Below are 13095 nucleotides of genomic sequence, written 5' to 3' on the forward strand. Positions count from 1 at the left end.
TCCTTCAGTCCGATGGGTGGAATGAAAAGCGGCATTACCGCAGGGTCAGGAGGCGCGGCGTCAGCGGGGCCAGCTCCGTCCGCGACCGGTCGAGCCGTTCCCCGGTGAGCAGGTCCTGGAGCTCGCGCGGCCCGCGGCCGTGGAGCCTGATCGTCACCACTTCCGGCCGCTTGCCGTAGTTCGTCACGCCGACCAGCCAGCGCCTGCCGTCGTGCACCGGCCGCCACTCGACGTCGGCGGGCGTGCCGCCGGACGTCCGCTCCAGCGTCACCACGTCGAGCCGGAGCCGCCGTGCCAGGCCGAGGACGGCGGCCCCGATGCCGGCCGGGCCGTCGGCCTGCAGGAGGGTCGCCTTCCTGAGCACCTGCGCGCGCTCACCGGCCGGAAGGGCCTGGTTCCGCTCGTCGCGCGTCAGGGCGTCGGCGCCCGCGACGACGAGCCGGGACTTGCCGGCCAGGTCCCGCAGCCCTGGCAGGCAGGCGGACGGCAGATGCGTCACCCCGGGTGCGATCACCGTCCTCACCCCCTCGGCGGCCTGCCGCCCGGACAGGCCGGACTCGGTGACGAAGTGCACGGGGATCCCGTTCATGGTCAGGGCCTTGTACACCTCGCGCACCGCGGCCAGGTGCTGCGCGGAGTACACCGACGAGGTGCGCGAGTACAGGATGCCGACCCCGGCCCCGGCGCCCTGCAGCAGGGCCACCTCGGCGGCGAACCGGTTCAGGTCCAGGCTGGTCCGGCCCGCCGCGGCGATCACGTCCGGCCGGTGCAGCATGCTGCCCGCCAGCGTGGACGCCGCCTCGGTGGTCCGCGCCCACACCCAGAAGGCGGTGGCGGAACGGCCGTGCAGGGCGCCCTGCCACAGGTCCGCCGCGACGTGCGCCGCCTCCACCTTCGAGTACGACGTGCTGCGGTCGGGGATCACGTGGTCCTCGGAGTCGAACACCGGGGTCCGCGCGATGCCGGCCTGGAGGTCGTAGAACGCGAACTTGCCCAGGAAGCCGTCGGCGCCCTGTCCCGGGTAGTTCGACGCGTCGTTGCCCGACAGCTGGGAGAAGGTGGCCCACTGCTCGGGATCGGGGCCCCACAGCAGGTAGTTGCGGTCCTTCAGGGTGCTGCCCACCATCTTGGAGTGCACCGGGACGTCCGGGGCGATGTCGTGGACCACCTCGGCCATCCACGCGTGCCACGCGGCGAACGCCCTGGTGTTGAAGGTGATCCAGTCGTGACACCGCACGGTCGGCTCGACCGCCCGCACGCCGGGGGCGGGCACCTCTTCGAAGGTCCGGTGGACGGTGCCGTACACCTTGTTGAGCTCGGCGATGTCGCGGTACTCCGCGGTGAGGAAGCGCGCCCAGCCGAGCCTGGTCGACGGGCTCGCCGTGTCGACGTAGCGGGGCTCGTTGCTGAGGATCAGGCTGTGCAGCGCCGGCGACTTCGCGATCCTGGGGACGATCGCACGCAGGAACGCCTCGATCACCTCCCGCGCCAGCGGGTGGTGGACGTCGTATCCCTCGGCCAGCTTGAGCTCGGGGTGCCTGACCGTCAGGAAGGCCGGGAAGTACTGCGGCGCCAGCAGCAGGCTCAGGGCGACGTTCGCCTCGGCCGCCGCCGCGAGCCAGCGGACCGGGCCCCGGTCGATCTCGTACGGCGACACCGCGTACTCGCCGCTCGCCGCGACCGTCACCGCTTCGTCGAACCCGCCGTTGCCCGCGATGTTCTCCGGACCCGCCCCGTCGGCGCGCGTGATGGTCAGGTCGTCGATCCACAGCGCCCCGACCTGGCCCTCGCAGATGATCGAGAAGCGGTAGGACGACACGTTGCCGGGGGTGAGGGTGAACTCGACCTGCTGCCAGTCGTAGCTGCCCTCCGGCGGGTAGTAGCGGGTGGCCCAGGTGGCGGTGGGGATCGACACCGCGCGAAGGGTGACGTCCTGCCCCTTGATCCACGCGCGGACCCGGTAGGCGGCCCCCGGCTCCACGGTCAGCAGCTGGGAGAACTGGCGGTAGTTGTTCGGCCTTCTCGGACCGGCGAACGACACGCGCAGGGACGCGGCGGAGCCGTGGGAGACCGACGCGTCGCGGGCGAAGGTCACCGCGGCGTCGCCGACGCCCGTCGTGCCCCAGCCCGGGATCGCGTCCGGCGGGACGATCGCGCTCTGCGGCCCCATCTCCAGGGCGCAGGCGTTGAAGCCGAGATCGGCCAGCCTGGGGATGTCGGCGACCACCTCGGCCCATCCCATCGGGCCGCTGAACACGACCGGGCGGCCCTTCCTGGTCGTCGTGCCGTCGGAGACCGTGCCGGTGAACATCCAGTCGTCGCGGCCGATCGGCCCGGTGACGTAGCGCGGCACCCGCGTCCCCTGGTCCTTCCCGGCGGCCAGGGATCGCAGGCGGGTGAGAAGGTGGTCGGCCATCGCCGTCATGGTGACCGTGTTGTAGGTGGCGCGCCACCTCTGACCTGCCGTGACGTCGTCACGGGTGTAGCCGGTGAACTTCTCCAAGGTGGTCGCGTCGACGCGTTCGTAGGAGGTGGGGATACCCCGCTCCTCGCACTGTGCCAGCAGGTCCCCGGCCGTCCTGACGGATGCGGCGATCCCGGCGAGGTCCCGCGCGATCGCCTCCGCCGACATCGTGACCCGGCCGGTCGCCGCCAGATCGGTGGTCGCGCCGCCGGTCAGGTCCTGCACCGAGGCGGTGATCGCGAGCTCGCCCGCGGTCGTCGCGGTGATCGGGATCGTGAGCCGCAGGGTGGTGCGAGCCGGGATCGTCGCGGGGGTCGCGGCGCCGTCCGGGCCGGTCACCTCGACGCGGCGGTCGGCGTCGTCCCAGTTCAGGACGTAGATCGCCGCCTCGATCGTGGACCCCGCCTCGACCTCGTCCTCGTCGAGGGTGATCCAGGCCTGGCACGCGCCCGACTCGGGCAGGGCCGACAGCCGCACGAACTCCTGCGCGGACTTGCCGGTGGCGATGCCGGGACGCCACTGGATCCAGCCCCGCCGGTGCACGCCGTCGTTGTCGTTGACGATCGCGTTGAACAGCACCGAGCCGCCGGGAGCCGGGGCGTCGACGCCGGTCGAGGCCCACGGGAACGCCGCCAGGTAGTGCGTCTTCGTCCCCTCGCGCCGGGCGGTCAGGGTGACGTCGCCGACCGGCGAGGTGACCGGGCCGTCGCTGAACCGGTAGACCTCGGGGCCGCCGTCGAGCAGCGCGAGGCCGTACTCCGGGCCGTATCCGCCGCCGCTGTCGCCGAAGGCGATCTGGAGCCCGTCGCCCTGCCACTGGTTGGTGCCGCCGATCGGGTGGTGGACGTCGTCGGTCACCGTCGCGGCGACGTACAGCCGTTCGGCGTCGTAGCCGAGCGCGAGGTCGGCCGACAGATCGTCCGCGCCGGCCCATCCCGTGATGGACACCTGGTCGTCGCGGCTCGGCAGGCGGGCGCCGAACGCGCCGCCGAGGTCCCCCGCCGCGGCGAGCCTCACGAGCGGGAGGTGCGCGCCCCGTCCGAGCAGCGCCGTCAGCTGTTCGCGGGTCAGCAGGGCGGAGCGCGGGTCGGCGGCCGCCCACTGGGCGGTGACGGCGGGGAGCACGGCGGCGGTGGCGGAGACGCCGACGCCGCGCAGGAATGTACGGCGGGAGATTGTCACAAGGAGACCTCGAGATAGCAGGTGCGGATGCTGGAAGCGGCGTTGCAGGAGGCGGCGGCCGACCCCGGCGCGTCGGCCAGCGGCACGGTGACCGTGTCGCCGGTGAGGGTCAGTGGCGTGCGCTGACCGGTCAGGTCCACGCGGGCCGCGACGGCCGTGGGCGGCGGCGAGGCCAGGGTGAAGGTCACGTGCGTGCCCGCCCAACCGGCCGGGGTGTGGACGGCGATCACGATCCTGCTGCCGCCGACCAGGAACCCTTCGACGGAACCGGAGGCCCAGTCCCGGGCCGTCGTGAGCCCGGCGTCGTTGGTGTGGGTGTCGTAGGTCTCGGGCACCACGCCGTCGAAGAGGTCGGCGACGGTGCCGAGGCAGACGCCGTGGGAGGTCGGCGTCCCGTCGGCCTTGCGCAGGTAGCGGCCGGCGTCGGCGGCGGACGCCGAGGCGGGCGCCTGCCAGGCGTACCAGAGCAGCTTGAAGCCGTCCGGCCGCTGCGCGAGGCCGCGCGTGATCGCCCAGTGCAGCAGTCCCGGGTATACCAGGGCGGCCGCCGCGGGGCTGGCCGAGTAGCCGATCTCGGTCTGCCAGATCGGCAGCGACGTCCCCAGCGCGGCGACGCACGCGACCCGCAGCGACTCCAGGTCGGACGGCTTGTAGTAGTGCACGTCGAGCACGTCGATGCTGGACCAGGCGCCTGTCTCGGTCAGCAGGGCGGTGAAGCGGGCGATCGCCGCCACCGACGGCCAGCCGCCGTAGACGACCTTGCCGCCGTGGCCGCGGATCACCGCCGAAGCGGGCTTGTGGATCTGGTCGACGTACTCGTACGGGCTGCCGTACCAGAACCCCGCCGACCAGTACGCCTCGTTCCACACCTGGAAGTACTCGACCCCGTAGGTGCCGCGCAGGATCCCCACGACATGGTCGACGAACGCGCTCCACCTCGCCGGGTCCGCCGGCGGCGTCCTGTCCTTGGGCAGCACGACGACCTCGTCCTGGAGGATTTCGCCGGTGCTGATCCGGGTCCTGGTCACCCGGCGTGACCAGCCCGAGCCGGTGTTCGCCTGGGCGGCTCCGACCTCGTACCGCACGTCCCAGTGCGTCCAGCCGTACGCCGTCGTCCGGGCGGCCCACGGGGCGGAGTAGGCCAGGACCGGGAGCAGGGTGACGCCGTTCAGCGCGGCGGCGGCGAACCGGGCGCCGAAGGCGTGGACGGCGGTGTCGTCGTACGTCCCCTGGGCCGGTTCGACGGCGGCCCACAGGACGTCGGCGCGATCCCACGACATCCCGGCCAGGGCGCCGATGCCGGGACCGGCCCCGGCGGCGTGGTTGGTGCCGAGCAGCGCCCCCAGCGGCACTGGCGTCGCGGCGGCGTTCGCCGGCCCGGGGAGCCCGAGCACGGCGGCGGCCGTGCCGAGACCCGCGCCCGCGAGGACGGCACGGCGGGAGAGGGCACGAGGAACGTCGGGCGGATCGGCTGCGGTCACGGGTTCTCCTTCGCGAACGGCGACTAAATCCATACCCCGGATTAAGTGGAGACTAGAGATCCGGACCACCTCCCGTCAACGGACGCGTACGAGTGACGTGTACGCCTTCAAGTTGACGCGTTAACACGTTAGGATCACCGCCATGAGCGGCATCCTGCTGATGACCTTCGACGACTTCTTCGTCCCCGAATGGAGCGCGGTGCGCGGCCTGTTCAGGGAGTACGGCGCGCGGGTGACGTTCTTCGTCAGCGAGCCGTACAGGATCGACGACGACGGCTGGAAACGGCTGCGCGAGCTGGCGGACGACGGGCACACCGTGGGGGCGCACGGCTACCGGCACCTGTGGGCGCCCGACCGGATCGCGGCCCTCGGCGGCGACGGCTACCTGGCCGAGGACGTCACCCCGTGCCTGGCGGCGCTGCGCGCGCACGGGTTCGAGGCCGCCTGCTTCGCCTATCCGGTGAGCCGCCGCGACGAACGATCGGACGCGGTGCTGGGCGGGGTGTTCCCCCGGTTGCGCGGCGGCGCCCGGCATCCGGCCGAGGGCGGCCTGGACACCGTGGACGAGATCTTCACCCCGGTCGCCGAGCTCGCCGGGCGCCGCGTGCTGATCGGGGCCGGGATCGACACGGGCAAGCTGTTCAAGCCCGCCGGGGTCGACGACGCCTCGGTGCGTTCGGCCCTGGTGCGCGCGGCCGGGCGGCAGGAGGCGGTGACGTTCTACGCGCACGCGGTCGCCGACTCGCACGAGTGCAACCACGTGTCACCGGCGCGGCTGGAGACGGTGCTGGCCCAGGCCGCCGAGCTGGGACTCGACGTCCTGGGCTTCGACGACCTGGACCGGTCCGCTCAGACGAGCTGGGCGGAGCGGAACAGCGCTGGGTTCTTCGGCGCGCTGCCGACGCCGCTCCCCCATTCGAGGTAACCGTCGCGGGCGTCGCCGCCCGTTCCGCCGTCGGCGTCGTTGACGAGGAACGAGATCCCGATCACGCCGGTCGGCGGCTTGGCGTAGCCGAGCGACGCCCACGGCACGGCCAGCCGGTACGTGGTGGTCTTGGCCGTCTCGTCCCTGGTGATGGCGACGTCGGCGCCCGGGGTCGGCCCGGCCGGGCCGGTCCAGGTGTAGGCGGCGGGCCCCGACGGCAGCAGGGCCGCGCCGATCTCGACGCGGTCGCCGGTGAGCTCGCCCGGGAAGGCCGAGTACAGGCTGAACTGCACGGAGTCGACCTGCCAGGTCAGCGACGGGTCGGTGCGGGCGGCGTTGTGCACGTCGTCCTTGATGACCGCGTCCAGGATCAGCGCGTCCGGGCTGTGCGTGAACCGGATGGTCCCGGACAGGTCGTCGGGGCCGGTCCGGGTGCCGCCGCGCAGGCCCACCCAGCGGCCGAGGCCGTTCAGGTCGATCGGGTCCAGGGTGGTCGCCCCGGCCTTCTCGATCGGGCTGAAGCTGAGCGACCCGGTGTCGCTCGCGTTCCCGGCCGTGACCGCGTAGCTGTAGTTCACGTACGGCAGGGCGTCCGGCACCGGCACCTCCACCGAGGCCGAGCCCAGCGCGGGCACCTCGGCCGGATCGGCGACCACCCCGCGCCACGAGCCCACCTGCCAGCCGACTGAGCGCAGCTTGACCGGCGTGGACGGGCTGTTGTTGGTCACGGTGACCCGGAGCTTCCTCCCGTCGACGACCGGCCGCCCGTTGACCGTGTACGGCCTGACCACCTGGGTTCCCGAGCGCAGCCGGGCGATGGGGCCGAAGTCGTCGGCGGCCGTCACGGTGACCGGCCTGCGGCCGGTCACCGGAGTGGCGGGCAGCTCCAGCGTGACCGACGTCTTCCTGCCCTTGCGGGTGACCAGGTCGGCCTTGACGCCGCCGGCGGCCACGGCCAGCCTGCCCGGCAGCTTCGCGCCGCCGGTGCGGTCGGCGGTGACGGTCACGGCCAGCTTCTCGCCGGTGACCGACTGCCCGGGGGCGCTGACCGACAGCGGCGAGGCGCCGGCCTTGACCGAGGAGACGGGGCCGGAGACGAAGACGGGGCTGCCGTCCAGGTCGAGCCGCACCTTGCCGGCCTGCGGCCGGAGCGTGCTGACCGCGCCGAACTGGTCGGTCAGCGTGACGTCGCCGAGCGCGGAGAGCGTGACCGAGCGGGGCTGGACGGCCCACAGCAGCCGGGTGCCGCCGCTGATCGGGTAGGAGTGGACGTCGGCGTCGCCGGTGTCCTGGCGGGCGCCGAGCGTACGGCCGGCGAGCTTGCGGATCAGCACGGCCTGCGAGATCGCGGCCGGCTTGGGCGAGGGGGCGGCGACGCCGGAGACCGGGCGGCGGAACAGGCCGAAGCGGTGCTCGCGCTCGCCGGCGTTGTCGCCGTCGTCGATGAGGTCGTACCAGAAGTACTTGTCCGCGCCCGCGCTCCTGGCCAGCGTCTGCGCCCTGATCAGGTAGTCGGCCTGCTGGGCCTCGGTGGAGCCGGCGGTGTGGGTGGGCCAGCCGTTCTCGCTGATCCAGATCGGCATGTTCTTCCTGGCCTTGACCTTCGCCACGAGCTGCGGGAACTCGGTCGTCATCACGGTCCGCTCGGGCGGCGTGCCGGCCCCGGCGTCGGCGTAGCCGTAGAAGTTGACGCTCAGCGTGTCGAGGTAGTCCAGGCCGCCGAGGGCGAGGAACTGGTCGTGCCAGGCGAGCTGGGTGCCGGCCGAGGTCGGGCCGACCACGTTGGCCGCGGGCACCGCCTGGTGGATGGCCGGGTAGAGGGCCTTGACGACGTCGAGGTAGCACTGCGGGGTGATGCCGCAGGCGCCGTCGTTGAAGCCGGTGGAGTTGTACTCGTTGTAGACCGAGACGTCCTTGGTGAAGGAGGCGTAGTTGGCCGTCACGGCCGCGCCGAAGCGGCCGAACGCGGCCAGGCCGGCGGGGGTGCTGGGCGTCTTGCCGCCGTCGTACAGCGGGTTGCGGTAGCCGAGGATGGGCATCGTGGTGATGCCGTTCTCATGCGCCTTGCGCAGGCCGGTGTCGAGGGCGCCGGTGAAGTCGTAGACGCCCGCCTGCTTCTCGATGCCCGACCAGTTGGCGTCGGAGCGCACCTCGGTCCACCCGATCTGCGCGGCCGTCCTGAGCAGCTGTTCCTCGATGCCCGGCTGCCAGCCGTAGTGGATGGCGGCGGCGAAGTACGGATCCTTCGTGGCGAACGGGGTGACGACCCCGAACGAGGTGGAACGGGTGGTGACCCCGGTCGAGACGGTCAGCCGGTAGTAACCCGGGCCGAGATCGGAAATGTCGATCTTCGTGGTGCCCCCGGTCACCGCCCGCGTGCCCGACCGCAGCGGGACGCCGCTCGGGTCGCCGATCGTCCACTCGACCTGGTCGGCCGCCGCGGCGACGTCGATCGTGTTCGTCCCCTGGGTGAAGACCAGCGACGGGTTGGTGATCGTGAGCTGCGACGGGTCGGTGAAGTGCACCTCGACCCTGCTGAAGCAGACGGCGGGCATCGAGGCGGCGTCGGCCTTGACGTTGAGCCGGAAGTCGGCGCCGTTGGCCCGGTTCTTGAAGTTGATGTCGCTGAGCCCGATGACCGAGCTCTTCCACGTGCCGGCGCCGGTCAGCGCCACGTTGGCGCTGCCGGTGAAGGCGCCGGCCTTGCCGTCGTAGTGCACGTCGAGGCCGACCGGTCCGGCGTCGAAGTAGCGGACCACGACCCAGGCGCGGGTCGCCCCGGCGGGGATCGCGGCGTCGGCCACGTCCACGTAGACGTAGCGGTTGTACGGCGTGCCGGACATCTGCCAGCACGACTCGCCGCCGCGCTCGCTGACGGCGTGGGCCGGGTCCTTGTCGCCGTCGCCCGGCCACGCCTTGACGACGCCGGTGTAGACGGGGTCGGCGCCGAGCACGGCCGTGGCCGCCGCCGCGGCGCTCGCGCTCTGCGCGGGCAGGGCCGTGAGCAGGGCCGTCAGCAGCCCAGACGCCAGGGTGGCCGCGCAGGCGGCGGCCACCCTCCTTGAGGTGATCTTCATCAGCGGGATTCTCCTTGCCGTCCGTAGCGCTCTCCGGCCGCGCGGGCGAAGTCCTCGCCCGCCGCGCCGAGGTCGGCGATCACCTGCTCGTGGGAGCGGCCCGCCGCCTGCGCGGCGGGGATGACGGTGCCGCACTCGTTGGCGTCCATGAAGGCCGCCGCTTCCAGCAGCCCGTCCTCGTCCTCGGCCGGGATCGCCAGGAACCCGTGCTGGTCGGCGTGCACGAGCTGCCCCGGCTCGACGACCTGCCCGAACACCTCGACCGGCACGCCCCAGCGCACCGGGCGGACATGGGCGTGCCCGACGCACAGCCGCCTGGCGAGGGCCTTGAACCCGGCGCCGGTCATCTCGTCCAGGTCACGGATCGCGCCGTCGGTGATGGTGCCGACGCAGCCCAGCGCGCGGTGCGCGCCGCTGTTGACCTCGCCCCAGAACGAGCCGACGGTCCTGGGCTTGTCGAGGTCCTGGACGACGACGATCTTCGGCCCGTCGACCGAGGCCACGTAGCGCCGGTAGTCGTCCCACACGTCAGCGGGGTGCTCCGGGTTGCCCGGCTCGATGACGACGGTGACCGCCCGGCCGACCATGGGGCCCATCTGGGGCATGAAGTCGCGCGATTCCTCCTGGTGGAAGGCGATGTCGCGCTGGGTGATCTGTTCCCAGCCGTTGTAGACGGTGGGGGTGTTCCAGCGTTTCAGCCGATGCATGCCACTCCTAGGTGACGCTCGTGATCGGGCCCCGCGCGAAGACCGGTGCGGGTCCCGGCGGGCAGGGTGAGGTGCGGGGCAAGGGGGTTTCGGCTACTGCCCGATGAAGCGGGCGGGGCGGAAGAGGGCGGGGTTCTTCGTCCCGGCGATGCCGGAACCCCATTCGATCCAGCCCTCGCGGCCGGTCCCGTCGTTGTCGTTGGCGACGACGGACAGGCTGAACAGGCCGTCCTGCGGGGTGAGGGGGGCGAGTGCCGCCCAGGGCAGCGACAACTCGTAGACGGTCTCCTCGGCCGTCTCGTCCCGGGTGACGGCGACCTTGGCCTCGGGTTCCGGTCCGTCGCCGAGCCAGCGGTGGAACTGCGGGCCGTGGGCGGTCAGCGCGAGGCCGAGCTCGGACCAGGTGCGCGTCTCGCCGGGCAGTCCGGCGGCGACGGCGAACTGCAGGCAGTCGCCCTGCCAGATGTCGGCTCCGGTGCTGGTCTGGGTGTGGACGTCGTCGTGGATCCTGGCGCTGAGGTAGAAGCGGTCGGCGTCCCAGGTGACGTGGAGGGTGCCGCTGAGGTCGTCCGGCCCGCCGTACGAGGGGATCTTGACGGTGCCGTCGGCGAGGTCGACGGCCGGGCGGCCGGTCAGGTCGTCGGGCACGCCGTCGACGGTGATCGTGGCGCGGCCGGCCCGGTTGAGCGCGCCGTCGGCGACGCGGGCCACCCGGCCGGTGACGCCGACGCCCGCGACGGCGTCCAGCCGCAGCTCGTACGGCCCGGCGGGCAGGTCGGCCAGCGGAAGGCGCTCGGTGCGCGAGCCGCCCGCGGGCACGGTCCCGGCGATCGGCAGCGTGCCGGTGCGAGCGCCGAAGGTCCAGCCCAGGTCGCCGGGGGCGAGTTCCCTGGCCGACAGGTTGCGCACGGTGATCGCCAGGTCGTCCGGCAGCACGTGCCTGGCGCTGATCGCGAACGGCTGCGTCACCTCGACCCGCGAGCCGAGCCTGGCGACCGGCCTCCCGTGGATCTTCAGGCGGCCGACCAGGTCGAGCGGGCCGGTGCGGGTCACTGCGGGCAGCGACACCGGGATCTCGGCCCTGCGCCCGCCGCGCACCGACACCGGCACCTCGACGTCGCCGACGGCGAAGCTGCCGCGTACGGCGGGGCCGCGCGTGGCGTCCACGGCCAGCTTCAGCTCGATCCCCTCGCCGACCACGGCGCCGCCGCCGGTGACCGTGTAGCGGGCGGCGTCCTCCAGCACGGCGTCACCGCGCACGTAGATCGGGTCGCTAGACAGCGAGAGCGTGACGCGGCCGGCGAGCGGGCGCAGCACCTCGCTCGCGCCGGCCAGGTCTGTGACGGTGAGCGGGGCGTCGGTGCGCAGCGAGACGGTCGCGGGCTTGGCCGACCACAGGACGCGCAGGTCGTGGCCGTCCTTACGGAAGAGCTGGCGGCCCTCGGCCTCCTGCCTGACATGGGCGGCCCCGGTGAGCTGCCTGGTCATGGCGGCGTAGGCGACGTAGCCGGGTTTGGGCGTCCACCGGCCGGAGGCGTCGGCGGTGTTGCGCACCAGGCCGAAGTTGTCCTCGTTGAGCGCCGGGTCGGTGCCGTCGTTCATGAAGTCGTACCAGAAGAACCGCTGCACGCCCTTGGCCAGCGCCGTCACGTGGGCGCGGACCACGTAGGCGGCCTGGACGGCCTCGGTGACGCCGCGCGCGTCGGTGTGGGTGGGCCAGCCCTGCTCGGTGATCCAGATGGGCTTGGACCGGCCGTTGTTGTACTTCCTGACCAGCGCGTCGAGGTCGTCGATGCTCTTGGCGGCCGACTCGGGCGTGCCCGGATAGACGTAGGGGTGGATGGAGACGGCATCGAGGTACTTCAGGGCGCCGAGCTTGAACAGCTCCTCCAGCCAGGCGAGCGGCACGCCGGCGGAGGCCGGGCCGACGACCGTGACCTGCGGGTGGTCGGCCTTGACCTTTTCGTAGGTGGCCTTCAGCAGCGGGAAGTAGTAGTCGGCGCGCGAGTCGGCCGGGCCGTTGCCGCGGTCGCCGAAGCCGATGTTGAACTCGTTGTAGACCTCGATCCACGGCAGGTCGTACCTGCCGATCAACGCCGAGGCGTACGCGGCGTAGGCGGCGCGGCCCGCGTCGGTGTACGGCGTGGCGTTCCCGTCGTGGTGGGGGTTGGTGTAGGCGGCGATCGGCAGCCAGCGCATGCCCTCGGCGTCGAGCGTGGCGTGCAGCGGGTCGTAGCGCCCGTACTCGTAGACGCCCTCGGTCTTCTCGATCGACTCCCAGAACGCGTCGTCGCGCACGGTGCGCACCCCGGCCTTGGCGCCCAGTTCCAGCAGGTCGCCGCCGGGAGCGCCCCAGTCTGCCCGGGTGAAGTGCCCGGCCACGCCGAACGGGGAGTCGCCCGTCGCGGTGAAGGGCGTGAGCACGGCGAACGCGGTCTCCTTGGTGGCGATCGCCGTCCCGGCCGCGGTCGCGGTCACGCTGAGCCGGTAGTGCCCCGGCCTGGCGACCGGTACGGCCAGCGTCCCGGGAGTTCCGCCGCCCGCGGCCACCTGGACGCCGGACAGGTCGCGTACGGTCCAGGTCAGCGCGTCGCCCCGGCTCGTCACGTCGAACGAGGGCTGGGTGGGCTGCACGAACACGTTGCCCACGGCCCGCTGCCCCAGGGCGAGGTCGGGGGCGGGCGCGGTGATCGTGACCCCGTCGAGCCTGAGCTGCCCGGTGCGCTCGACGAGGAACGCCACCCGCTTGGCCGGCCCGTGCCAGACGCCGTCGCCGGCCCCGCCGAAGTGCTGGTAGGACTGCCCGGCGGTGAAGGAGGTGACGGTGAGCCGCTGCCAGCCGCCGCCCGCGGCCAGCGGCAGCCGCTGCTGGTGGGTCTGCCCGGTGCTGTCCACCAGGCGGAGCGTCACCGTGGGCAGTGCGGGCGAGCGCGCCCAGAGCGACAGCGCATTGAGGTCGGCGGCCGTGGCGTACCCGGCCTCGACGTACTTGCCGCCGGCGGTGAGGTCGGCGGTCAGCAGGGCCGAGCGCGCTCCGGTCCTCGCGTCGGCCGCGTCGCTGGTGAGGGCGCCCTTGGCGCCGGGGAACTCCGGGCCGAGCCCCAGGGCCCAGCCCTGCGTGCCGTACTCGAAGTCGCCGACGACCTGGTCGATGTCGGTGGCCGCGTGGGACGGCACGGCCAGGAACGGGACGATCAGCAGGGAGGTGATGACGCTACGTAACCAGAGATGGATGCGGGATCTCATGGGGGGTGGATCC

The 13095-nt window shown here is 72.8% G+C and carries 6 protein-coding genes; 1 reads left to right on the forward strand and 5 read right to left on the reverse strand.

Annotation, left to right across the window (positions count from 1 at the left end; genetic code table 11):
* Positions 1-34: 34 nt before the first annotated feature.
* Together ACIBQ8_RS43485 and ACIBQ8_RS43490 are read right to left on the reverse strand one after the other, a co-directional pair.
* Positions 35-3646, reverse strand: coding sequence for a beta-galactosidase (locus ACIBQ8_RS43485; protein ID WP_397195060.1), 3612 nt, complete (start codon positions 3644-3646; stop codon positions 35-37).
* A complete protein-coding gene (locus ACIBQ8_RS43490) occupies positions 3643-5127 on the reverse strand; it encodes a twin-arginine translocation signal domain-containing protein (RefSeq protein ID WP_397174349.1) in 1485 nt (494 codons plus the stop codon). Before ACIBQ8_RS43490 ends, ACIBQ8_RS43485 begins: the two co-directional genes overlap by 4 nt.
* A gap of 142 nt (positions 5128-5269) precedes the next feature.
* On the opposite strand from ACIBQ8_RS43490, the gene ACIBQ8_RS43495 reads away from it, so the two are divergent.
* On the forward strand, positions 5270-6052 hold the full coding sequence (locus tag ACIBQ8_RS43495; protein ID WP_397174348.1) for a polysaccharide deacetylase family protein: 783 nt from the start codon (positions 5270-5272) through the stop codon (positions 6050-6052).
* Here the strand turns inward: ACIBQ8_RS43495 and ACIBQ8_RS43500 are convergent.
* The 3 genes from ACIBQ8_RS43500 to ACIBQ8_RS43510 all read right to left on the reverse strand — a co-directional run bounded on the left by ACIBQ8_RS43500 (position 5977) and on the right by ACIBQ8_RS43510 (position 13082).
* Positions 5977-9129, reverse strand: a complete 3153-nt coding sequence (locus ACIBQ8_RS43500; protein ID WP_397195061.1) for a hypothetical protein — start codon at positions 9127-9129, stop codon at positions 5977-5979. The two genes, ACIBQ8_RS43495 and ACIBQ8_RS43500, sit on opposite strands and share 76 nt — an antisense overlap.
* Positions 9129-9836, reverse strand: coding sequence for an RraA family protein (locus ACIBQ8_RS43505; protein ID WP_397174345.1), 708 nt, complete (start codon positions 9834-9836; stop codon positions 9129-9131). The genes ACIBQ8_RS43500 and ACIBQ8_RS43505 overlap by 1 nt, the downstream gene beginning before the upstream one ends.
* A gap of 93 nt (positions 9837-9929) precedes the next feature.
* Positions 9930-13082: a sugar-binding protein gene (locus tag ACIBQ8_RS43510; RefSeq protein ID WP_397195062.1), complete on the reverse strand. Its 3153-nt coding sequence runs from the start codon at positions 13080-13082 to the stop codon at positions 9930-9932.
* Positions 13083-13095: the final 13 nt, after the last annotated feature.

Origin of the sequence: Nonomuraea sp. NPDC049646 (assembly GCF_044465525.1) — a bacterium.
In the GTDB taxonomy this organism is placed as follows: Bacteria; Actinomycetota; Actinomycetes; order Streptosporangiales; family Streptosporangiaceae; genus Nonomuraea.

What these genes read in the sequence shown, in the direction of transcription:
- ACIBQ8_RS43495 (WP_397174348.1), top strand. Translation starts at nt 5,270, where the DNA reads ATGAGCGGCATCCTGCTGATGACCTTCGACGACTTCTTCGTCCCCGAA.
- ACIBQ8_RS43500 (WP_397195061.1), bottom strand. Translation starts at nt 9,129, where the DNA reads ATGAAGATCACCTCAAGGAGGGTGGCCGCCGCCTGCGCGGCCACCCTG.
- ACIBQ8_RS43505 (WP_397174345.1), bottom strand. Translation starts at nt 9,836, where the DNA reads ATGCATCGGCTGAAACGCTGGAACACCCCCACCGTCTACAACGGCTGG.
- ACIBQ8_RS43510 (WP_397195062.1), bottom strand. Translation starts at nt 13,082, where the DNA reads ATGAGATCCCGCATCCATCTCTGGTTACGTAGCGTCATCACCTCCCTG.